This is a genomic window from Streptomyces sp. NPDC048606, assembly GCF_040650855.1.
Taxonomy (GTDB): domain Bacteria; phylum Actinomycetota; class Actinomycetes; order Streptomycetales; family Streptomycetaceae; genus Streptomyces.
On sequence record NZ_JBEZIB010000013.1, the window covers coordinates 202910 to 224833 of the forward strand.

At 70.8% G+C, this 21924-nt stretch carries 22 protein-coding genes; 14 read left to right on the forward strand and 8 right to left on the reverse strand.

From position 1 onward, the window contains the following. Nucleotides 1-534: 534 nt before the first annotated feature. On the forward strand, nt 535-1125 hold the full coding sequence (locus tag AB0D01_RS17160) for a molybdopterin-dependent oxidoreductase (RefSeq protein ID WP_363055992.1): 591 nt from the start codon (nt 535-537) through the stop codon (nt 1123-1125). Nucleotides 1126-1252: 127 nt separating this feature from the next. After that, entirely contained in the window at nt 1253-1957 is a 705-nt protein-coding gene (locus AB0D01_RS17165; protein WP_363055993.1) for a M24 family metallopeptidase, read from the forward strand. 16 nt (nt 1958-1973) lie between these two features. On the opposite strand, the gene AB0D01_RS17170 is transcribed toward AB0D01_RS17165, so the two are convergent. Then, nucleotides 1974-2747, reverse strand: a complete 774-nt coding sequence (locus AB0D01_RS17170) for an HAD family hydrolase (protein WP_363055994.1) — start codon at nt 2745-2747, stop codon at nt 1974-1976. Between the two features lie 144 nt (nt 2748-2891). On the opposite strand from AB0D01_RS17170, the gene AB0D01_RS17175 reads away from it, so the two are divergent. Then, complete coding sequence (locus tag AB0D01_RS17175) at nt 2892-3635, forward strand: hypothetical protein (protein WP_363055995.1); 744 nt, start codon at nt 2892-2894, stop codon at nt 3633-3635. 85 nt (nt 3636-3720) lie between these two features. Here the strand turns inward: AB0D01_RS17175 and AB0D01_RS17180 are convergent, their stop codons facing one another. Next, nucleotides 3721-5838 carry a SpoIIE family protein phosphatase gene (locus AB0D01_RS17180; RefSeq protein ID WP_363055996.1) on the reverse strand — a complete coding sequence of 706 codons (2118 nt, stop codon included), beginning with the start codon at nt 5836-5838 and terminating at the stop codon, nt 3721-3723. 570 nt (nt 5839-6408) lie between these two features. Here AB0D01_RS17180 and AB0D01_RS17185 point away from each other — a divergent pair. The 5 genes from AB0D01_RS17185 (at nt 6409) to AB0D01_RS17205 (ending at nt 11331) form a co-directional block, all read left to right on the forward strand. After that, complete coding sequence (locus AB0D01_RS17185; protein WP_363055997.1) at nt 6409-7185, forward strand: class I SAM-dependent methyltransferase; 777 nt, start codon at nt 6409-6411, stop codon at nt 7183-7185. Between the two features lie 385 nt (nt 7186-7570). Next, entirely contained in the window at nt 7571-8197 is a 627-nt protein-coding gene (locus AB0D01_RS17190) for a molybdopterin-dependent oxidoreductase (RefSeq protein ID WP_363055998.1), read from the forward strand. After that, nucleotides 8184-9491 carry a Dyp-type peroxidase gene (locus tag AB0D01_RS17195; RefSeq protein WP_363055999.1) on the forward strand — a complete coding sequence of 436 codons (1308 nt, stop codon included), beginning with the start codon at nt 8184-8186 and terminating at the stop codon, nt 9489-9491. Before AB0D01_RS17190 ends, AB0D01_RS17195 begins: the two co-directional genes overlap by 14 nt. A 632-nt stretch (nt 9492-10123) precedes the next feature. Beyond that, nucleotides 10124-10714 carry an RNA polymerase sigma factor gene (locus AB0D01_RS17200; RefSeq protein WP_363056000.1) on the forward strand — a complete coding sequence of 197 codons (591 nt, stop codon included), beginning with the start codon at nt 10124-10126 and terminating at the stop codon, nt 10712-10714. Then, the gene (locus tag AB0D01_RS17205) at nt 10711-11331 is read left to right on the forward strand and encodes a hypothetical protein (RefSeq protein WP_363056001.1); all 621 of its coding nucleotides are present in this window, start codon (nt 10711-10713) and stop codon (nt 11329-11331) included. Before AB0D01_RS17200 ends, AB0D01_RS17205 begins: the two co-directional genes overlap by 4 nt. 159 nt (nt 11332-11490) lie before the next feature. Here the strand turns inward: AB0D01_RS17205 and AB0D01_RS17210 are convergent, their stop codons facing one another. Beyond that, nucleotides 11491-12054: an AAA family ATPase gene (locus tag AB0D01_RS17210; RefSeq protein ID WP_363056002.1), complete on the reverse strand. Its 564-nt coding sequence runs from the start codon at nt 12052-12054 to the stop codon at nt 11491-11493. Between the two features lie 285 nt (nt 12055-12339). On the opposite strand from AB0D01_RS17210, the gene AB0D01_RS17215 reads away from it, so the two are divergent. Continuing rightward, the gene (locus AB0D01_RS17215; RefSeq protein WP_363056003.1) at nt 12340-14148 is read left to right on the forward strand and encodes a SpoIIE family protein phosphatase; all 1809 of its coding nucleotides are present in this window, start codon (nt 12340-12342) and stop codon (nt 14146-14148) included. A 132-nt stretch (nt 14149-14280) separates the two neighbouring features. On the opposite strand, the gene AB0D01_RS17220 is transcribed toward AB0D01_RS17215, so the two are convergent. Then, nucleotides 14281-15294 carry a DNA topoisomerase IB gene (locus AB0D01_RS17220; RefSeq protein WP_363056018.1) on the reverse strand — a complete coding sequence of 338 codons (1014 nt, stop codon included), beginning with the start codon at nt 15292-15294 and terminating at the stop codon, nt 14281-14283. Nucleotides 15295-15302: 8 nt separating this feature from the next. Then, entirely contained in the window at nt 15303-15494 is a 192-nt protein-coding gene (locus AB0D01_RS17225) for a hypothetical protein (protein ID WP_363056004.1), read from the reverse strand. 149 nt (nt 15495-15643) lie between these two features. Here AB0D01_RS17225 and AB0D01_RS17230 point away from each other — a divergent pair, with 149 nt between their 5' ends. The 4 genes from AB0D01_RS17230 to AB0D01_RS17245 all read left to right on the forward strand — a co-directional run bounded on the left by AB0D01_RS17230 (nt 15644) and on the right by AB0D01_RS17245 (nt 18271). Continuing rightward, entirely contained in the window at nt 15644-16828 is a 1185-nt protein-coding gene (locus AB0D01_RS17230; protein ID WP_363056005.1) for a zinc-dependent alcohol dehydrogenase, read from the forward strand. A 170-nt stretch (nt 16829-16998) separates the two neighbouring features. Continuing rightward, entirely contained in the window at nt 16999-17184 is a 186-nt protein-coding gene (locus tag AB0D01_RS17235) for a hypothetical protein (RefSeq protein WP_363056019.1), read from the forward strand. A gap of 38 nt (nt 17185-17222) precedes the next feature. Beyond that, the gene (locus AB0D01_RS17240; protein ID WP_363056006.1) at nt 17223-17546 is read left to right on the forward strand and encodes a plasmid stabilization protein; all 324 of its coding nucleotides are present in this window, start codon (nt 17223-17225) and stop codon (nt 17544-17546) included. Between the two features lie 26 nt (nt 17547-17572). Next, entirely contained in the window at nt 17573-18271 is a 699-nt protein-coding gene (locus AB0D01_RS17245) for an HAD family hydrolase (RefSeq protein WP_363056007.1), read from the forward strand. A gap of 16 nt (nt 18272-18287) precedes the next feature. On the opposite strand, the gene AB0D01_RS17250 is transcribed toward AB0D01_RS17245, so the two are convergent. The 3 genes from AB0D01_RS17250 to AB0D01_RS17260 all read right to left on the reverse strand — a co-directional run bounded on the left by AB0D01_RS17250 (nt 18288) and on the right by AB0D01_RS17260 (nt 20806). Beyond that, nucleotides 18288-18731 carry a hypothetical protein gene (locus AB0D01_RS17250; protein WP_363056008.1) on the reverse strand — a complete coding sequence of 148 codons (444 nt, stop codon included), beginning with the start codon at nt 18729-18731 and terminating at the stop codon, nt 18288-18290. A 261-nt stretch (nt 18732-18992) separates the two neighbouring features. Further along, nucleotides 18993-19616, reverse strand: a complete 624-nt coding sequence (locus AB0D01_RS17255) for an NAD(P)H-dependent oxidoreductase (protein ID WP_363056009.1) — start codon at nt 19614-19616, stop codon at nt 18993-18995. Nucleotides 19617-19729: 113 nt separating this feature from the next. Next, entirely contained in the window at nt 19730-20806 is a 1077-nt protein-coding gene (locus AB0D01_RS17260; RefSeq protein ID WP_363056010.1) for an NAD-dependent epimerase/dehydratase family protein, read from the reverse strand. Between the two features lie 477 nt (nt 20807-21283). Between AB0D01_RS17260 and AB0D01_RS17265 the strand changes: the two genes are divergently transcribed. Continuing rightward, nucleotides 21284-21832 carry a hypothetical protein gene (locus AB0D01_RS17265; RefSeq protein ID WP_363056011.1) on the forward strand — a complete coding sequence of 183 codons (549 nt, stop codon included), beginning with the start codon at nt 21284-21286 and terminating at the stop codon, nt 21830-21832. Nucleotides 21833-21924: the final 92 nt, after the last annotated feature.

The window sequence follows — 21924 nt, forward strand, 5'->3', positions numbered from 1 at the left end:
GGATCCCGCGGTCCCGGGCCGACACCCGCATCCGCACCCTGCCCTGCCATTCGGCACCCGGCACCCGGGCACACCCCGACCGGTACGGAGGAGTCGAAGGCACGCGTCGGATCGAGGGAGTGCTTCGCCACGGCACGGGAACGGACTCGTCCCGCCGGCTCGTGGTCATCACGAGGAGGAGACTTCGGCGCGAACCTCCACCCGGAACGCGTGGCATCCGTTGGCGGGCGCCGAGTCTCGTGTCGCTCGGTACCGGGGCCCCTGTGCGCCGCACACCGCGAGCGGAACACAGGGGCCTCCTGCGTGTGGTCCCGGGGCGGAGGAGCCGCTCGCCCGCCCGGGACCGATGTCTGCCAGTCAAGCAAGCAGAGCCCCGTCGGGTCGACTGGATCAAGCCACGGAAACGGACCATCGTGACGGGCATCGAACGGGTCGATCATCCAAGAGGCAAATCTGCCACAATGGCTTGCATATGCGAGGAAGGATTCGATCCTGGCTTGCTGATGCCGGTCGATGGTGTGAAGGCTGAGGTGCGTGGTGCAGGGCGAACTCCTCCCGCCGGGACAGCGCCTGGTCAAGGGCTGGCCGGTCTCCCACTACGGACCCGTCCCGAGGTTCCGCGCCGACCGCTGGAACCTTCAGGCCTTCGGGGCGACCGCCACAGGTCAGAAGTACTCATGGACCTTCGACGAGGTCACGGCCCTCTCCAGGACGACCCTCACCACCGACCTCCACTGCGCCTCCGGAACGACCACCACCGGACACGAGTTCTACGGGGTCCCGGCGGCCGTCCTGCTGGAGCTGGCACCTCCGGCGCCCGAGGTCACCCACGTCATGGCCTGGGCGGAATACGGCTACAGCGCCAACCTCCGCCTGGCCGATTTCGCCTCCGACCGGACCCTGCTGGCCACCCACCACGACGGTGAACCGCTCACCGTCGAGCACGGTTTCCCGCTGCGCCTGGTCGTTCCTCACCTGTACGGCTACAAGGGCCCGAAGTGGTTGCGCGCCATCGAGTACATGACCCAGGACCGACGCGGGTTCTGGGAGGAGCGCGGCTATCACAACATCGCCGACCCGTGGACGGGACAGCGCCACTCCTACCAGGAGGACGACGGCGGGTAGGGGCGAGTTCATACGCATCGCCGGTTCGAGTCCTCGTTTCGGTCCGGAAACTGGTTGAGCAACCACTGTGCTTTCCCGGAGCAGAGGTGTTGACTTCCGCGGAGCGGCGGGAACGAGGAGCGGGAACATGGCGGCACCGGATCGGATGGACGAGCGTCTGCGGACCCTGCGGCTGGTGGAGGGGCAGCGGATGGGGCAAGCCGTCCTCGCCGCGGCGGTGCGGGGCCGGCTGATCGTGCCGGGACGCACGGAGTGCGAGGTGGACGACCGGCTCCGGGACCTGGCACGCGAGGTCCTCGGTACGACCGCCGGTCGGCCCGGGCGTCTGGTTCGCTCCGGGCCGCACACGGTGCTGCCGTACGGGCAGACGCCGCCGGACCGCGTGATCCGGGGGGACGACGTGGTCGTGGTGGATCTCGGCCCGCTCCTCGCCGGGCACGAGACGGACTTCGCCCGTACCGTCGTCCTCGGCGACGACCCGGACAGGCGCCGGATCGTCGAGGACCTGGCCAAGGTGGGCGCGGCGGCCGGCGAGCTGTTCCGGAGTGAGGAACGCATCACCGGAAGGCAGCTGCACGGCGAGATACGGGCTTGGGCGGCCAAGGGGGGCTGGTCGCTGGGGTCGTGGCAGGCCGGCCGCCTGTGCGGCCAGCCCCCGGCGGCGGGTGGCTCCGATCCACGGCCGGATTCCTTCATCGGCCCGGACAACGACCGACCACTGCGCCGCACCACCGACGGAGGATGGCGAGCCCGCTGGATCCTGGAGATACGCCTGGTCGACGACTACGGCGGCTTCGGCGGCGTGTTCAAGCAACTCCTCGACCCGACTTGACCCAGCACCCGAGGGGCTACCCGACGACCGGGGCCGCCCGGGTCAGCAGGGAGATCTCGGCCGCCACCGCCCGAGGATCGGCCGCCACGGTGACGTGGGCGACGTCGTCCAGAGCGGGGTGAGAGCCGACGCGTACCCCCCGCTCCGCGTTCCGCAAGAGATCGAAGTCGTTGATGTCGTTGCCGAACGCCACGTACCGGTCGATCCCCATCGAGGTCAGGGCCTCCCACTTCGTCGTCGAACCGGGCGCGAAGTCGATGATCGCCTCGTCGAGGTGATGGTTGACCGTCAGCCCGAGCTTTCGGCCGGTCTCGGCGAGTTCCGCCATGTCCGACGCGCCGACGACCAGGAACTTCACCACCTCGGGAAGCTCGTCGAGGTCGACGCGGCAGGCGAGGTCGCCCCGGTCGACACGGCCCCGGATCGGGTGGTCCAGGGGGCCGGTGTAGGCGTAGTCCCAAGGCCCGTCCGCCAGGTAGGTCGCCTGGTACAGGCCGATCGCCTCCATGAGGGCGTCAAGTACGGAGGGCTCGAAGGCGGCACGCGCCCGAACACGGCCGTCGACCGAGACGAGACTCCCGTTGCCCCCGATCAGGGTGGCTGAGGGGAAAGATCCGTCAAGTACGGGCAGGAGGTCCCGAATGGGCCGGGCGGACGCGAAGACGACCTGGTAGCCGACGCGTTCGCACTCACCGATCGCCGCCAGGACGCGGTCGTCGATCGTGGCTCCGTCGAAGCAGAGGGTGCCGTCGATGTCGAACACGACGGTACGGGCGCAATGATTGATCACCGTCGGATCGTATCCGCGCCGGGGGAGCTCCGACGGCCCCGGTAGCCCGCGCAGCCGTCCGGCCAACTGATCCTCGCGACGTTGTCCTCATCGAGGCCGAGGGAATCGCCCCGGTGGTTCCTCTCGACGGGAGATGCTGTAGGGATGGACGAGCGAATAGGACTGCGCCTGGCCGGCGCGAGAGTGGATCTCCGTAGGCATCGCTGGCTCGCAGAAGGCCTGTCGGTATCACCGGTTCTGTGGCGACACCAGGTCGGTTCGGACCTGTCGGTGGAGCGGGGTTCGGACGAGGCCATCGAGGGCGTCGGTGTGCGGGTCGCGGGAACGCACTGGGGTGTGGACCTGTCTGTCGAGCTGCGATCCGGTGGGACGGCGGTTCTGGCGTACCGTGCGCCCCTCGGATCGGTGGAGGAGCGAGTGCGTGTCCGCTCCCTCGACGCATGGGACTCACTGCTGGACGCTGCCGTTCAACGCGCGTCACGCCTGAAGGTGCGGCGTGCCCAGTTGCTTGCCACCAGCTGCACGACGGGCTGGCTCGACTGGGTCCACGGCAAGTTGTGGCTTCTGCCGGACTCCCTGGTCCGCGTACGCGGCGGATTCGTCCACACCGTCGTGAACGCCATCGCCTCCGGTCTTCCGGAACGCACCGCGACCAGTGTGATCGGCTACGACCCGGTGGTGATTCTCGGGGGGCACCGCACCAACAAGGTCATCCCCTTCGACGGCATCGCGCACGCCCGTCTGCACCTCGGTCTCACGACGTCCGGCCTTGACGTGACGATGACGGACGGCATCCGTCACAGACTGCTGTGGCTGTCGTCCGAACAGGCTCGCGGAGTCCTGGCTGACCGGCTCCTTCCCGTCCTCGGGTCCCGCTTGAGGCGGTGAGCAGGCCGTTCGGACGGTCAGCCGGTCGCTTTGTCGGGCGCGCCGGTCGGCAGGGGGGCTGGGCCAGGCAGCCCCGAGGCGCCGTTCAGTACGGCCGCGGCCCTGTGGTGGGCGGGTGGGGGCGTACCTGGGCGATGACGAGGGCGACGTCGTCGTCGGCGTCACGATGACGCATGGCTGCGAGGAGCCTGTCGCAGGTGGCCTCCGGGGGGAGGCCGGGGTCGGCGAGGAGGCCGAGGAGCAGGTCGAGGCGATCGTCCAGGATGTCGGCGCGGGTTTCGACGAGGCCGTCGGTGTACAGGACCAGCCGGTCGCCGGGGCGCAGGTCGAGGACGGTCGACTCGAAGTCGGCGCCGGCGAGGCCTCCCGTGCCGAGCGGTACTCCGACCGGCAGGTCGACCAGTGCGGGAGCCCGCCCCGACTGGATGACGGCGGGCGGCGGATGGCCCGCGAGGGCCACACGGCAGCGGGAGCGGTGCGGATCCCAGGTGGCGTAGACGCAGGTCGCCATGGTCCCGTCCAGTTCGGCCGTGATGTGGTCGAGGTGACGCAGGACCCGGGCCGGGTCGAGGCCGAGGTCGGCCAGCGTGCGGGTGGCGGTCCGTAGTTGCCCCATGGTGGCGGCCGCGTGGACGCCGTGGCCCATGACGTCGCCGACCACGAGAGCGGTCCCGTTCCCCGGCTGCGGGATCGCGTCGAACCAGTCGCCGCCGATCCCGCTGGCAGCGGCCGCGGGCTGGTAGCGGTAGGCGATCTGGAGGCCGGGGGCCTGCGGCGGGGGGTGCGGAAGGAGGTGGTGCTGGAGGGTCAGCGCGGTGTCGGCGGCGTGCTGGTACCACCGGGCGTTGTCGATGGCGAGCGCGGCGCGCGTGGCGAGCTCGCCGGCCAGGGTGACGTCGTCGTCGCCGAAGGGGAGCGGGTTGCGGGTGCGCAGGAGGCCGAGGGCGCCGAGGACCTGACCCCGGGCGATCAGCGGCACGGCCAGGTAGGAGTGCGTGCCCTCACGGGCGAGGAGGTCCGCCGCGGTTCCGTCGCGCGCGATCCGCGCCAGGTCGGTCCCGGTGATGTGCGAGACGAGAACAGGACGTCCGGTGGTCACGCAGCGGGTGACCAGGCGCTCGGCCGGGTACGTGGTGCGCTCGCCCACCGTGTCGGCGGCGCGGACGGCGGCCGTCGTGTAGGACGCGGACACGGCCAGGGCGACGAATCGGGCCTGCCCGGCCCGCAGGCCGGGCGCGGCGGCCACGTCGCCCTCCAGTACGGAGTCGAGGACGTCGACGGAGGCGATGTCGGCGAGGTCCGCCACGACGAGGTCGGCGAGCTCGCGGCCCGTGCGCTCCAGGTTCAGCGTGGTGCCCACGGTCACCGACGCGCGGGCGATCAGGTCCAGGTGCCTGCGGGCTTCGGCGGCTTCCCGGGCCGCGCGGTAGCTGTCGGTGACGTCCACCACCATCAGGGCGACGCCGATCACCCGTCCGCGCGGGTCCTCAAGGCGGTAGTAGGAGCCTGACCAGGCGTGTTCCCGGTGGGGGTCGGCGGGGGTGCGACCGATTCCGTACTGGTCCAGCAGCGGTACGCCGGTGTCCAGGACCTGGCGCATGGCGGCTTCGATCGCGGCGGTGTCCAGGAACGGCAGGGCCTCGCCGGGGGTGCGGCCCAGGTGCTTCCCGGCGGGCAGACCGTTGATCCGCTCCAGCGTCGGGTTGACCAGGACGTAGCGCAGTTCGGTGTCCAGTACCGCCAGGCCGATCGGGGACTGCGCCACCAGCGGTACCGACAGGGCCAGGTCGCGCTCCACGCCGCGTACGACGGCTTCGTCGCAGGCGATACCCAGGGCGTACACCGCGCCGTGTTCGTCCTGCAGGCGCATGTTGCGGAACTCGACGAGTCGCGTGGAGCCGTCCTTGTGCCGTACGGGGAAGACGCCGGCCCAGGCGCCGCCACCGGCCATGACCTTGGCGAACAGTTCCAGGACCAGGTCGACGTACTCGTCGGCGACCAGCAGTTCCGCCGCGTGGCGGCCCAGTGCCTCCTGCGCCGACCAGCCGAACAGGTCCTGTGCCTGGGGGCTCCACAAGGCGATCCGCCCGTGGGCGTCCAGGACCACCGCGGCCACGCTCAGCACGTCCAGCAGACCGCCGGGCTCGGAGGGCACCGCTCTCGTGGGACCGGGCCCGGCTCGGGCCGTCTCGGGCGCGACCATGACCGGACCTCCCTTCGCCCGCTGTGGCGGGCCGCGGACCCGATGATCCGATTCCCGCTCGTCGGTCGGCCCTTCCCATCCTCCTCCCGACCGTCCTGGGCGGCAGCCCCCGTCGGCGGCTGACCGGCGGGTGGGCGCCGTCGTCCCGGCGGGTACTCGGATCCGTCGGGATCCGGGCGGGAGCACGTATCACCCAGGATTGCATCTGTGGCCGATTCGGTCGATGCCACAAGTATCTGCAAGCTGATGTACGCATGCCCCCTCGTGGATGCAAGATACGGATGTGGGATTGCCGGAATCCGGAGGGGCTGGGTATGGCCGCGGGCTCGGAACAGGTGGGCGGGACGCGGCAGCGGCTGCGTGGCCTTGGCCGCCGGCCAGGTGGAGTTCCGGCAGGCGGCCCAGAGCCGCATCCACACCCGACCGCGCTACGAACGGACCACCACCGGTGGGGAACGATTCCAGCTCTGGTCGCGAACGTGGCACCCCCCGCACTCGTATGCCGGCACCTCCGGCGAACGCCTGGTGCATCCCCTGTCCCTGCTCACGAGGCAAGGTAAGGCCCCCTTCATGAACGCACGCACCCAGGACGGCAGCGCCGCGGACGTCGACCACGACGCCGTCGGCTCCGGATACCCCACCCACCGACGGCCCGACGCCCGCATCGCGCGGTTCATCGCCGAAGCCCTCGACGGCGCGCGGAACGTGCTCAACGTCGGCGCCGGCGCCGGATCCTACGAGAACGCCGCCCTTGCCGTGACGCCCGTCGAACCCTCCGAGTCCATGCGCGCCCGGCGCCCCGCCCGCCTGGCCCGCGCGGTGGACGCCGTCGCCGAGGACCTGCCGTTCGCCGACGGCGAGTTCGACGGGGCGATGACACTGTTCAGCGTGCACCAGTGGACCGATGCCACGGCCGGACTGCGGGAGATGCGGCGCGTCACGCGGGGGCCGGTCGTCGTGCTGACCTGCGACCCGAAGCTCGTGCGCGACTTCTGGCTGAACGCATACGCCCCCGAGGTCCTGGACACCGAAGCCCGCCGCCACCCGCCGATCGAGGCGATCGCGGGCGCCCTCGGCGGCACCGCGACCATCCAGACCGTCCCCATCCCACTCGACTGCACGGACGGCTTCGACGAGGCCTACTACGGCCGCCCGGAGATGCTCCTCGACCCCGCCGCCCGGCAAGCCTGCTCGGCGTGGAGCTTCATCGACGACGGAGCGCGCGAACGCTTCGACGCGAGGCTCCGTCGCGATCTGGAGTCGGGGGCCTGGGACGAACGCTTCGGACACCTGCGCACGCAGGCGACGTACGAAGGATCGCTCGTCATCGTGCGCGCGACTCCGTAACAGGGGCGAGCACCACGGGAGTACCCGACCGCGTGGACGAGAAGCCGCGCTGCCGGGGGCTCATCAAGGCACAGCCCAAAGTCAAACGCCTCTTCGCGTGACTACCACAACGTCGCCGACCCGCGGACGGGGTGGCGTCGCCCGTACCGGGAGGGCGAGGGCACGTAGGCGCGATCGCCGTTCGGATGTGCGTTCCGACCACTTCCTTGCCGCACCTCTGGAGTTTCCCCAGAACCTTCGGGTAGAGCTCGGCAGATGCAATTTGTTCGATATCTTTCTCCGTGCATTTGCCAGCTGGATTAGGCGATCAAGCACGCAGTCGCGGTCAGTGTCGATCGGTCGCTGCGGCCATCGAGCCACCCAGCCCGAGAAGTGGAGTCCCCTCGTGAACCCTCGCCTCGCGTTGCCCGCCGTTGCCGCGGTCGCGGTCCTCGTGCTCGCCGGATGCGGCGGCAACACCCCGGAGAAGCCCGCCGGTTCGTCGGCGCCCTCGCCCGCCGCCGCAGGTGCCGGCTCCGCTGCGGCCTCGTCTCCCGCGCCCGCGCTGAAGCCGGGAGAGGTCCGGGTCACCGGGCAGGTGGACAAGCCGTACACCGTGACGCTGACGTCGCTGCGCGGCTTGCCGCAGCAGTCGGTGGAGGTGGAGTACAGCAGCGCCAAGGGGCAGCAGAAGCACACCTACCAGGGCGTCCTGCTGCACGACGTGCTCAAGGACGCGCAGCCGCGCTTCGACGCCTCGAAGAAGAACGGGCAGCTGCGCGGCGTGGTCGCGGCGACCGGTGGCGGCGACTACCGCGCGGTGTTCGCCTGGGCGGAGCTGGACCCGGGCTTCGCCAAGTCGCAGATCCTGCTGGCCGTCTCCGAGGACGGCAAGCCCTTCGACGACGCCGCCGGTCCGAAGCTGGTGGTCCCGCAGGACACGAAGGGCGGCCGCTACGTCTCCGAGCTGAACCAGCTGTGGGTGGGCACCGTGGACGCCACCGTCGACGGAGCCTCCGGTGCCGGCCACTGACGATCAGCCGCCGGCGGGTGGTGCCACGGATCCGCCGCTGCCCGTCGGCACGGATGCCGCCCCCGGTCCCGACGCCTCACCGGTGCGCGCCGCTCCGGCCGGGGGCACGCACCGGTTCTCCCGCAGGTCCGTGCTCGCCGCGGGCGGCCTCGCGGCCCTGGCCGGGGGAGGGGTCGCCACCGCGGTGGCACCGAGCGGCAGGGATGACGCGGGCGACGCCCCCGCCGTCATCCCGTTCCACGGGCCCCACCAGGCGGGGATCCTGACCCCCCGACAGCAGCAGGTCCGGCTGGCCGCCTTCGACTTCGGAGCCCGTACGGACCGGGGCCGGGCCGCGGCGCTGCTGCTGCGCTGGACCAGCGCGGCCGAGCGCCTCGTACGGGGGGAGGCCGTGCCCCCGGAGCTCGAACCCCCGGGCTCGCGGGCCGCCGACACCGGGGTACTGGACGGCAGCGGCCCGGCACGGCTCACCGTCACCTTCGGACTCGGCCCGCACTTCTTCGACCGCACCGGCCTCACCACCGCCCGCCCCGAGGCCCTGGCCCCGCTGCCCTCCTTCCCCGAGGACCAGCTGGATTCCGCCCGCGGTGACGGCGACCTGCTCGTACAGATCGGATCCGACGACGCCCTCGTCACCGCGCACGTCCTGCGGACCTTCCAGCGCCTGGCCCACGGCGAGGCCAAGCTCCGCTGGACCATGGCGGGGTTCACCGCGGCCGACGGCCGCCGCAACCTGATGGGCCAGGTCGACGGCACCAACAACCCGGACCCCGCCAAGGCTCTGGTGACCGGGCCGGACGCCCCGGCCTGGCTCGCGGGTGGCTCATACGTCGTGATCCGCCGCATCCGCATGCTCCTGGACCACTGGGACACCCTGCCTCCGACCCACCGCGAACAGGCCCTCGGTCGCCGTACGGCCGACGGTGCCCCACTGACCGGCGGCACCGAACACACCCCCGTCGACCTCACCGCCACCCGCCCCGACGGGGTCCCGGTCATCGCCACCAACGCCCACGTCCGGCTCGCCGCACCCGCCTCCAACAACGGCGCCACCATGCTCCGGCGCGGCTGGTCCTACCACGACGGCCTGCGCCCGGACGGCACCCCGGACGCCGGGCTCCTCTTCCTGGCCTGGCAGCCCGACCCGCGCACCGGATTCATCCCCGTCCAGCGGCGGCTCTCCCGCGGCGACGCGCTCTCCCGCTACCTGGTCCACGAAAGTTCCGCGCTGTTCGCCGTCCCCGCAGGCATCCGCCCGGGCGGCTACGTGGCCCAGACACTCCTGGAAGGCTGATCCCGAAGCCATGCCCGCCGGGGGTGCGGAGGGTGATCGCGAAGGCCGCCTGAGGGTGAATCCCGCGACCGCCACGGAGCCGCCCGGCCTCAGCCCCTCCATCGTCGTGGTCCCCGCCACGCATCGCGGCCCAACACCCGCGCCATCCGGGGTAGGAAGCGTGCCTGGACATGCCTCGCCTGGTGAGCTGACGCCGCAGGAACTCGGTCATTCCACAGTCGTAGATCCTCCAATCGGGCCGGCCGTGCCGTCCCCAGACGAGCACCGGCCACTTGTCGGGGTCGTCGTCGACGGTGCGCCGGAGTGAGGACTGCGAGCGTGTCGTCGATGCCTCCGGCTCCGTACGATGGCACGTCGACCCCGGTGGGAAGCGACCGGCCGCGTGTCCTGCCCGCACAGGGCAGGACGCCGGAGCCACGTCGTGCGGAGCAGCCAAGGGGCACCGCCGCAGAGGCACACCCGCCCCGGCAGGTCCGGAGGTTGCGCCGGAACCGGACTCGGTGAGCGGAACCATCGGCCGGAGGGTGCCCCGAGCGGCATGCCGCCGTGAGGGCCGGTGAAACGTTTCGGGGGCCTGCGGCCAAGTACGGGTGTGGGGACCGACGGGCCCCGCGAACAGGGAGGAACACAGGGTGCAGAGCCCAGTACACCGCAGCGGACCGCCGGACCTCGCCACCCACGAGGGATTCGGCGCGTTCTACGAGGAACACATCGACGGGGTCCTCGGGTTCGTCACGCGCCGGGTCAGCGATCCCCACCTGGCAGCCGACCTGGCGGCGGACATCTTCCTCGTCGCGATGCGATCGGCCGACGGCTACCGGCCCTCCCGAGGGGCGCCGGTCGCGTGGCTGTTCGGCATAGCCCGCAACGTCGTGGCGCAGCACGCCCGGGGGCGGGCCCGCGAGAACGACGCGATGGCGCGCCTCAGCGGCCGCCGCCTGCTGGACGACGAGGACATCGCCGCCCTGGAAGCACGCATCGACGCGGAACAGGCCTTCCGTGAACTGGTCGGACGGCACGAGGCGCTCTCCGAACCGCTGCGTGCCGCCCTCGATCTGGTGGTCGTCGACCAGCTCACCCCCGCCGAGGCGGCCCAGGCCCTCGGCGTCACCCAGGCGACGATCCGGGTCCGCCTGCACCGCGCCCGGCGCGCCTTGAGGACACCGACTCCCACCGCCGCCCCCGTCCCCGTTCTCGAACAGCAGCAGGAGGCAACCCGATGAGCAGCATGAGGCCCCACGGCTTCGAGGAGCGCCTCAAGTCGGCCCTGTTGGCCCGCCTCCCGCAGGCCCCGGCGCCGCGGCCCTCGTTCGCCCGGCGTTTTGGGATCCCGTGCGCCGTGGGACTGGCGACCGCCGCCGTGATCGGTGTGGTGTTCGTGCCCGGCGGCGGGCGTGAGACCCTCCCCGCGAGCCGGCCCGGGGGCGAGCAGAGCCCCCCGGTGCCGGTCGGGCAGGCGGACCCGGTCAAGGCCCCCGACGGCTCGATCCGCTTTCGGTTGCCGAAGCCCTACGGCGTCCTACACCTGGCCGACCGGCTCACACAGCTGGGGGTCACGACCGTGGTCGTCCCGGTGGTCCCCCCGTCCGACTGCCCGGGTGCGGAGGGCGGCCGTTATGGTCCGCAGAAGAACCCCGGGCTTCCGTTGGCGCGGCGCGACGCCGACGGCTTCGTCTTCACGGTGGACCAGGAGACGGTCCCCCCGGGGCACACCCTGATGTTCACCTGGGCCGATGGCTATCCGCCGACTGGGGAGTGGGTCGCCGTGCAGGTGATCGAGACGGCCAGGATCCCCAACGGCTGCGTGGTCGACGACACCTACCTCACGCCCCCGCCGTGATCGACCCACCCCATCGTCCGTGCGGTGGAACCCGGCAAGGCGACTACCCACCGACGAAACGCGCCCTCGATGCAAGATGTCGTGGTAGGTGGGTGGGCTGCGTGGTGCTGCCCACTGTCGGGCCGGTTCCGGGGCGTTATGCGAGGGAGCAGCGCGCCATCAGTGATCCGGGTGGAGCAGGAAGTTTTGGATCTCAGCCAGGTCCGGTGCGTAGCCGTTGGTGGTGTTTACGAGGAGGTTTGGGGCGCTCAGGCTGATGGGGACGAAGCGGTCTGGGTCGTAGACGCCGGCATCGATGTTGGCGAGCAGGGTTTCGTCGGCGTGGGCGGCTCGGTGGCTGTCGTGGCGCGCGCGGTCTGTGATGCGTTGGGTGATGGTTGTTGTGGGGGCGGTGCATCGGATGATCCGTAGGTCGGCGATCTTCGTGAGTGGTTCCAGGCCGGGGCGCCAGAGGCGGTCCTGGAAGGCTGCTTCGGCCACGACGGTTGAGCCCGCACGGAGCAGGACGGTGATGGTCGCGAAGAACGTCTCCAGGGTGGTGATGTTCAGGGGGTCATCGCCGTTGGGGTTGTGACCGGGATGGTTCATGACCAGGCCTTGCTTGATCTCGTCGCGCAGAACTGCGGGGCAGCCCAGATGCTGGGCGAGTGCGCGGGCGAGAGTGGTCTTGCCGGTGGCGGGTGGGCCGCTGACCACGGCCAGGATCGGGTTTCGGACAAGCACGAGTGGACTCCGAAGAGGGTTGTTGAGGCGCCTGGCGCAGAGCTTGGATTCCAAGGGTGCCGTTTGCGCCGCCTGACGGCGGTGAAGCCAGGTTGGCAGGTCGGTTCGCGTGTTCGTGCGGGCGCCAGCGGGCCATTGATGGATGGGTCTGGTGTTCGACGAGGCGGTCGAGAGTGAGCCCGGCGGCGGTCAATTCGTCGAGCCGGGCGTGGAGGAGCTGACGCAAGGAGCGGGGGCCTCGCCCGCCTTGAAGCGGTTGCCGCCCGGACACTTGCGAGGTCGTCAGTGTTGTACGGCGCCTTCCCGCATAAAATTCGGGATGCTCGAGGCAGGCCGTGGCACCGCTTCTTCGCCCTGCTCCGCTGCAGGGCTCTCTGGAGGACTCTCTTGAATCGGTTCGCCCGGCTGGCCACCCGTGTTCTGGGGACCCCGCTCGGGCTCGTGTGGCTGGAGCCCGCGGGCGAGGGCGCGGGGGCGTTTCCTGAGTGCTGGCCGCCTGAAGCAGCACCGGCCGCGGAGGTGCTGGAGTGCTGCCGCGGAGTTGCCGAGAACGGACGCCCGCAGTTCCTCGCAGGCACGGAGGACGGTGCGGCGGGTTTCGCGTTCGCCGGCGTGCCTCTCATCGGGAGTGCGGGGGAGCCCCTGGGGGTCCTTGCCGTCATGGACCCCTCGCCGCGGGGGTGGAGTGAGGAGGACGTGCGGGATCTGTCGGACCTGGCCGCGGCCTGCAGCGCGCAGATGCGGATGCGGTCGCGCTCCCACGTCGGTCGTCTGGCGCGTGAAGCCGCCGAGGAGGCGGCGTCCGCGGCCGAGGGGGAAGCGCATCGTGCGCAGAAGCTGCTGAGCCGTTCCGAGTTGCTCCTGCGGGCGGCCGAGGATCTCGCCGACACCAGCGGTCTGGACGATGTGCGACAGCGCGTCGGTGACCTGGTCAGTGGGGACCTCAAGCCCGCCTGCATCGACCTGGTCCTTCTGCGGCGGGACAGCCTGCACCACGTCCGCGGTCCCCTGCACGATGAATGGCCCGATGTTCCCGAGTCGTTCGATCGTGGCTCTCGGTGGCCGGCCGCGAAGGCGGTGCGGGAGAATCGCATGGTTGTCGTCGACGCGCCGCCGGTGGTGGATGCCTCGCGCGAGCGCGAGCTGTTGGCCACCCCTGCCTTCGCCGCCCTGGATCTCGCGACCGCCGTCTGCCTGCCTCTGCGCGGAACCCACGACGTCCTGGGTGCCCTGGTCTTGGGCTGGGACGCCCCTTACGACGTCGGTGTGGAGGAGCGGGCGGTGCTGACCACGCTCGCCGGCTACACCGCGCAGGCGGTCGAGCGCGCCCTGCACCTCGACGAGCGGGTCACCGCGGCCCGCCAGCTCCAACGGGCCATGCTCACGGATCTTCCGGAGGCTCCCGGCCTGGAGATGGCCGCGTTGTATCGGCCCGCCGCTCGGGACGACATGGTGGGCGGTGACTGGTACGACGCCTACCCGCTGCCGGGGGCCGTGAACGGCGAGGCGAGCGAAGGACTGGCCCTGACCGTCGGCGACATCACCGGGCACGACATGCGGGCCGCCGCCCTCATGGGGCAGGTCCGGAGCATGCTCCGCCAGGCGGACCACGACCACCCTGGCACGGGGCCCGAAGATGCCCTCACCGCGCTCGAGGGGGCATGCCGTCGGCTGGACCTTCCGGCCAGCGGGACCGTGGTCCACGCCCATGTACTTCCCACAGGCGGCGGTCACTGGCTTCTGAAGTGGAGCAACGCCGGTCACCCGGCACCGCTGCTCGTCACCGCGGATGGCTTCGTGGAGAGCCTCACGCAGCACGATGTTCTCCTGCACCCCGGTCTCCCACCGGTGCGCCGCACCTGCGCCGACCGTTCCCTGGCACCCGGCAGCCTGCTGCTGCTGTACACCGACGGGTTGGTCGAGGAACGCGGCGAGGACATCGAGGACAACATCGACCGACTCACCCGCCTGCTCGCCACAACACCGCCGGGCGTCCGGCTACACGTGTTGCTGCGATCCCTGCTCGATGAGGTCGGTCCGCGTGAGGCCCAGGACGACATCGTGCTCTTCGCGATCCGCGTCATCACGCCGTAGACCCCGCCGACGCGACAGCCCGGGCCATGGCCGGGCTACGTACTCGGTCGTCGGCTTCGGGCCCGGCAACGGCAGACCCTTTACCCGAGACAGTGTGTGAGCCGTCGAGCGAGTCGCGCCCCGTCTCTCGGGTCAGGGGTGCAGGAGTTTCCGGACTGCACGTTCGACACCTCCGTGCGTGGCCGGTCGGCCGAAGACGCTGTCCGCGCCCAAGGAGTCGAGCGAGCTCGCGATGGTTTCGCCCTGCTCGTAGAGCTGGACGATCCGGGGGTCGATGTAGGACGCCCGGCACACAGCGGGTGTGTTCCCCAGATATTCGCTCACCTCGCGCACGGCGTGTGCGACGACCTTCCCGCGGTGGGCGCGGGACGTGTCGCCGGTCCGCGCGGAGACGGCCAGGGCGACCGCGGCCAGGACGGTCGCGTACCAGGTTCTGAAGTCCTTGGCCGTCACGTCCTGTCCCGACCGCTCGCGCAGGTAGGCGTTGAGGTCTTCGGCGTGGACCTCGTGCCAGGCTCGGTGTTCCCAGTACGCGAACAGTCTTGGCCCGTCGTCGCTGCGTCGCAGGAGGGCCCGGACGACGGTGAAGGCTTGCTCGTCGACGAGCGAGCGCGTTACCTCCTTGCCTGATTTGGCGGGAAAGCGGAGGCGGATTTCGCCGCGGTGGCAGGTGGCGTGGTCGCGCAGCAGTGTCGTGAGTCCGAAGCTCCCGTTGTCGCGGGCGTAGCGTTCACCGCCTACGCGCAGGAAACCGAGATCGAGGAGGCGGGTCAGACAGGCCAGGACACGGGTGCGGGTCAGGCCGCGTCCGGTGAGGTCCTGGGTTACACGTTCTCGCAGGCGGGGCAGCGAACGTGCAACGCGCTGGACATGCTCGTGTTTGGCGGCGTCCTGCTTGGCGCGGAAGTGAGGATGGTAGAGGTACTGGCGCCTCCCGGCGTCGTCCGTTCCGACCGCTTGGATGTGGCCGTTCGGCCACGGACAGATCCAGACGTCCTGCCAGGCCGGGGGGATCACGAGGGCGCGGACCCGTTCACGATCCCCTGCCGACAAGCCACTACCACCAGTGTCCACGTAACGGAACCCGCGGCCGTGGCGCATCCGGCGCCACCCCGGCCGGTCGGGATCGCTCGTCCGCAGCCGCACCGCCACTGTCAGTCCTCGTCAGGGTGAGCCCGGTCGCGGAGGGTCCACGCCTTGCCCGTGCAGCCGTAGGGCAGGGGCGGGAACCGGTGCCCGCGCACATCGGTGCTCCTGCTCCACTGGTGCTCCTTGCCGCAGTCGCACGCGTAGATGCCGCTGCGCGGAACGACCTCACCAGGTTTCCACTGCTCGGTCCGTCTCATGCCGGGCGTCTACCCTCGTACCCGCCCGCACACCTGGAAGGGCGACGCGTGGACTACGCGCCGGACGGAAGGCCCACCCGTTTCGGTTTGGCGGTGCCAGCGGGGGCAGGTGCCCCGCAGGAGTGACGGCGCGAGAGAGCGGAGGCGTCATGAGGGCACTGGCATGGCACGGCAAGCGCGACGTACGCGTGGACACCGTCCCCGATCCGACCATCCAGGCGGCCGACGACATCGTCGTCAAGGTGACGACCACCGGCCTGTGCGGCTCTGACCTGCATCTGTACGAGGTCCTCGGAGCGTTCCTCGACCCCGGCGACATCCTGGGGCACGAGCCCATGGGAGTCGTGGAAGAGATCGGGCCCGAGGTCACCTCCTCGAGGGTGGGGGACCGGGTGGTGGTTCCCTTCAACATCTCCTGCGGGACGTGCTTCATGTGCGTGCGCGGCCTGTACTCCCAGTGCGAGACCACCCAGGTCCACGCGCACGGCACCGGCGCCTCCCTCTTCGGCTACACGAAGCTGTACGGGCAGGTTCCGGGCGGTCAGGCCCAGTACCTGCGGGTCCCGTTCGGCAACACCCTTCCCGTCCTCGTCCCCCAAGGGCCGCCCGACGACCGGTTCGTGTACCTGTCGGACGTGCTGCCCACGGCCTGGCAGGGGGTCGAATACGCGGACGTACCGCCCGGAGGGAGCATCGCGGTGTTGGGCCTCGGGCCCATCGGGGACATGAGCTGCCGCATCGCCGCCTACCGGGGCGCCGAGACGGTCATCGGCATCGACCTCGTGCCGGAACGTCTTGATCGGGCTCGCCGGCGTGGGGTGCACACCCTGGACCTCGGCGAGCTCGGCGACGGCCTCACGGCGGCGGTACGCGACCTCACCGACGGGCGGGGCCCCGACGCCGTCATCGACGCGGTCGGGATGGAGGCCCACGGGAGCCGTGTCGCCGCCGCCGCGCAGGGCATCACCGACCTGCTGCCGGACGCCCTCGCCGCCGTCCTGATGAAGCGCGTCGGCGTCGACCGTCTCTCCGCGCTGCACGCGGCGATCGATCTCGTCCGCCGTGGCGGTACCGTCTCCGTTTCCGGAGTGTACGGCGGAGCTGTCGATCCGCTGCCCCTGCTGACCATGTTCGACAAGCAGCTCACGCTCCGGATGGGCCAGGCCAACGTACGGCGCTGGACCGACGACATCCTTCCCCTCCTCACGGACGAGGACCCTCTCGGAGTGGATGACTTCGCCACCCATCGGCTGCCTCTCGAAGAGGCTCCGTCGGCTTACGAGATGTTCCAGAAGAAGCGGGACTGCACCGTCAAAGTCCTCTTCACCCCCTGACACCCCGCCCCGAAGCACCACGACCACGGAGAGGCCCCACCGGGCCGCCGAGCCCAGGCTGCACGGCTCCACGAAAGCGACCACTCGCTGAAGGCCGGGGAGCGAGGACCCGTCCCCATCCAGGATCACCACCTGCGTTTCAAGGCGCCGAGAGCGGTAAGGCGCACCGCATGGTGCGGATCGGGCACACGATGATGACCGAGCAGGCCGGGCCGCGCGAGCTGGTCGCCCACGTGCTGGGGGCGGAGCGGGCCGGATTCGACGAGATCGCCCTGATCCAGATCGGCGGTGACCAGCAGGAACCCTTCCTCGCCTGGTCCGAGACCGAACTGCTGCCCGCGCTCGCGGAGCTGTGACAACGGCCCCGCGACACCCCCCACCCGTGGAGGACGTCATGCCCCGAGGATCCAGCCCCAAGCGAGAACGCCAGTACGAGCACATCAAGGAGAGCGCGGAGCAGCGCGGAGAAAGCACGAAGCGGGCCGAGGAGATCGCGGCGCGGACCGTGAACAAGGAACGGGCCCGCGCGGGCGAGTCCAAGACGGCGAGCAAGAGCTCGACCCAGGACATGTCCTCCGGCAAGCGCGGCGGACAGCGCTCCCACAGCGGCAGCGAAGGCCCCACCTACGACCAGCTGTACGCCGAGGCCAAGCGCCGCAACCTGCACGGCCGCTCCTCCATGGACAAGGCCGAACTCAAGCGCAAGCTCGGCCACTGAATCCTGGCCCGCGGAAAGGCACGTACATGAACCGGGCAGCGCTCTTCGACGTGGACGGAACCCTCGCCGACACCAACCACCTCCACGTCACGTGCTGGTGGGAGGCCCTACGGCAGGCGGGCCACGCCATCGCCATGCACGACATCCACCGCGCCATCGGCCTGCCCGGCGAGGACCTCCTCACCCACCTGCTGGGCGACGACCACGACGCCGACGAGGACGACGCGCTGACCGCCGCCCATGCCACCCTCTACGGCACCTACTTCGACCGCCTGCCCGCCCTGGACTCCGCCGCCGAACTGCTGCGCGCGCTGGACCGGACGGGCTGGCGCGTGGTGCTGGTCACCTCCGCACAACAAGCCGAACTCGACGCCCTGCGCAAGGCAGTGGACGCCGACGACGCCATCACCGCGACCGCCGGCCCCGACGACGTGAAGGACGGCAAACCCGCACCGGACCCGGTGCACCACGCCCTCGACCTCGCCGAAGCCCCGGCGCACGACGCCGTGTTCGTCGGCGACACCGTCTGGGACATGGAGGCCGGAACCCGCGCCGGCGTGACCTGCGTGGGCCTCCTGTGCGGAGGGATACCCCGTGTCGATCTCCAGGCCGCCGGCGCCCGCAGCGTGTACCGAGACCCGGCGGATCTCCTGGCGCACCTGGACGACAGTCCGTTCGCGCGGGAGGGTCGGGTCCGCCGGCCTCGTGATCGGACTCATCGGTGAAGGAGACGCGGGTGACTCACCTGTCGGGGGGTGTCGGCGTGTGGTCCGGATGGTGGCGGGTGCGCCGGACGGTCTTGAGATGGGCCTCCAAGAGGTGGTCGCGGCCAGAGACCAGTTCGTCGACGAGCTCCCGCTCCAGGGCCGCGAAGGGCCGGTAGTAGGTGTCGTTGTAGGCCTCGATGATCTGGAAGGTCCAGTGCCCGGGGATGACGTTGCGACCGACGATCTCACGCTCCACCCGCACGGCCTGCTGCTCGTGGCCGGCTTCCCGGAGCAGACGCACGGCGTCGTCGAGCTCGAAGTCCGCAGTCCCTGTGAGCTGATGGAAACCATAGAGATGGCCCCGGGCCCGCTCTGTGGTCTCCAAAGCCTTCGAAAGCGCACCCAACGCCCGCACCGTCTTCTCGTCCACGCCATCGGGCACCTGATGCGCCAGGTCCATCTCTTCATTGCCGTCCATGGGAATGTAGTGCCCGACAAGCACCGCTCGAACGGAAAGTTCAGCCGTCCGGCGCAGCCGCGTCCGATACGAGCCCCATGGCCTTGCGGACTTTCCTCAGCCACCGACCTGCCCACCGGCAGCGGCCTGCCCCGCCACGCCGCCCCCGGGGACCCCGCCCTCGCATGCGATGTCCGCAGGGGGCGCGGCGCAGGGCTCAGAGCTCGGGAGGTGAGCATGGTCGGGCCGTCTGCCCGTCACGAGCTGGTACCGGGCCGGATTTCAGGACGGCGGGTAGACGCTGCGCTTGAGGCGCCGAGCAAGGTGTGCGGTGTTGGCGGCGAGGGTCTTGGTGGTGGCGGCGGTCTTCTCGGGGGTCTTGTCGAGGTCTTGGTAGTCGGTGCCCTGCATGGCCTCGCCGACCCAGTAGGTGACGGCGTTCGCGGGCAGGGTGAAGCCGCAGTCGTTGAGTCCCTGGAACAGTTCGGCGCTGACGTGGTGGGCGCCGTCCTCGTTGCCGACCACGCATACGGCGGCGACCTTGCCGTAGGTGAGCATGCGGCCTTCCTCGTCGCTCTCGCCGATCTCCGCGTTGAGACGCTCCAGGACCCGCTGACAGACGCTGGAGGGATGCCCCAGCCAGATCGGGGTGGCGAGGAGGAGGATGTCGGTGCCGAGGATCGTCTCGCGGATGTCGGGCCAGGCATCGTCGTCACCCAGGTCGATGGCCACACCGGTCTTGACGTCGTGGTCGGCGATCCGGATGGTCTTGCCGGTGACACCGTGCTCGGCCAGCGCGTCCAATGCCTGACGTGCCAGGAGCTCGGAGCTGGAGGCGGCAGGCGACGGCGACAGGGTGCAGACGAGGGCGACGGCGCGCAGCGGAGTGTTCTCAGTGGCTTCCATGTTCGGCGGCTACCCGTTGTCGCCGATCCGATTCGCGAGGGCAATCTTCGCCGATCGCCCGAGCGTACGGCTTGGTGTGGCCGAGAGGGCCGGCGCCGGTCCCGCGCTGGGCCTCACACGCGCCCGTGCGTCCACTTGACGGGCCCCTGACCTGTCGCGTTCTGTGAACCCGAACCCCCGGCCCGGCCGCCCGCACCGGCGAGCGGGGCGGTGTTCGCGCCGGCGCCCTCCCGCAGCCCCGCCAGGAACTCCTCGAAGGCCTCCAGAGCGGTGTGCTGAGGGATCCAGCCCAGTTTCGTGCGAGCCCGGCCGGCGTCCAGCATCGGCAGGCGTAGCACCGCGTCCAGCAGTCCGGGGGCGGCCGGGACGAGACGCAGCCGCCAGGCGGCGGACAGCGCGGAGCGGGCCGCCGCGGCCGGTAGCGCCACCGTGCGGGCGTGCAGCAGCCGGCCGACGGCTCCGCTGTCGAGGATGGGATCGGCGACCAGATTGAACGGACCTCGCACGGGGCGCACCACGGCGGCCCGGTAGGCGTCGGCGGCGTCATCGGTGTGGAGAACCTGGAAGCGCAGCCCGCGGATGCCGGGCACCGCCGGCAGCAGCCCGGGCCGTACCAACCACCACGGCAGCAGCGGGCCCGCGAAGATGCGTCGCTGCTCGGAGGCGGCCGCACGCTTGAACAGGAACCCCGGCCGCATGCGCACCACCCTCATCGACGGGTTCGCCCGCTGGAACCCGTCCAGGTACGCCTTCTCGCGGGTGTAGGCGGCCCCGGGCCAGCCGTGGGTGGGCCAGGACTCGTCCACCGGACGGCCGTCTTCGGGACCGGGGGAGTAGGCGCCGACGGACGAGGCGTGCACCAGTACCTGCACGTCGTTGCGTGCGCAGGCTTCGAAGACCCTGATCGAGCCCAGGGCGTTAGTCCGCCAGGTCTCCACCGGATCGTGCGTGGGCTGGAACTTCCACGCCAGGTGGACCACCGCGTCGGCGCCCCGCAGGAGGGCGTCGAGATCGCTGCCGCCGGGGTCGACGTCAGCCGTTTCCCATTGCACACCCTCCGCGCGGCCCACGCCCGGACCGGGAAGTCGGCGGGCCGCACCCGTTATCCGGGAGATGGCCGGATCGAGCGCCAGCGCACCGATCACGCTGGTGCCCGCGTTGCCGGTCGCTCCCGTCACCACGACTCTCATGACACCCGCCCTTCCTTGACGCTGCCTCCCTCGGGCGCCTTCCCCCGGCGACGCCGGTCATACCGGCCCGCCCCCTTCGAGGTCCCCAGAGCCGAACCGTCACCGGCAGCGCAAGTCGAACCCGCTGCGCGGGGCTGTAGGCCTGCGGATGACGGCGGTCAGTGCCTATTCCCGGCGGGCGCGGGAGTACGCCGCCGCGAGGTCGATGACGACGAGGGTCAGCGCCTGCTGTGGGGAAGCTCCGTGCTCGATCGCTTTTGCGTCGAGTCCGCAGCGCGTTCTCCAGACGCCGTGGGCGATCCACGCAGCGTGTCACGGCTGGTCGCGAAGCACGTAGGGCGCGACGTCTCGTCTGAGGCCAGGCCGAAAAACATGGCGCATACATCGACCCTGGCCGGATGTGCCTCTGGCCCATGCGGGGGTGGGGACGACAGCATCCACGGTGTCGGTAGAACGTCCACGAGACAGGAGCGATTTGTGTTTGCTCGCACGTCACGTATCGCCGTGGCCCTGGCCACCACCGTTCTGGCGCTCGGCACGGGAGCCGCGACCGCGAACGCGGCACCCGTCCAGAAGAACTGCGTGCTCAACATCGATTCAGGCGACATGCGGTGCTACGGCACGTTCCGGGAGGCCGTGGCCGCCTCCACCGAGGGAAGGGTCACCGACGCACCTCTGTCGGCCCAGCACATCGACCAGAAGCTGGCCGACCGCCTCAAGGGCGTCCCGGACACCGCAGGGGCGTCGGCCGTGCAGCTCGGAGTCGTCTACACGGACGCCAACTACGGCGGATCTGCCCTCGTCCTGACCGGTGGCAGCGGTTGTCAGAGCGGGAACGGCCGCGATGCCCAGATCAACCTCGACGGCACGTGGAACAACTCCGTCAGTTCCCTGACCACGCTGTCTTGCTGGCTGGAGTTGTGGGACGCCCCCAACACCTCCGGCGTCCACCAGGAGTACCAGCAGTCGACCTCCTACGTCGGGGACGCGATGAACGACCGGGCGAGCTCGATCGCCCTCCTCTGACTTCTGCGACCCGGCTGACAGCCCGTCGCGTCGTGCCCCGCGCAACGCGGGGCCTGACGCGACGGGCACCCCCGTTTGAAGGGGGGGGAGTT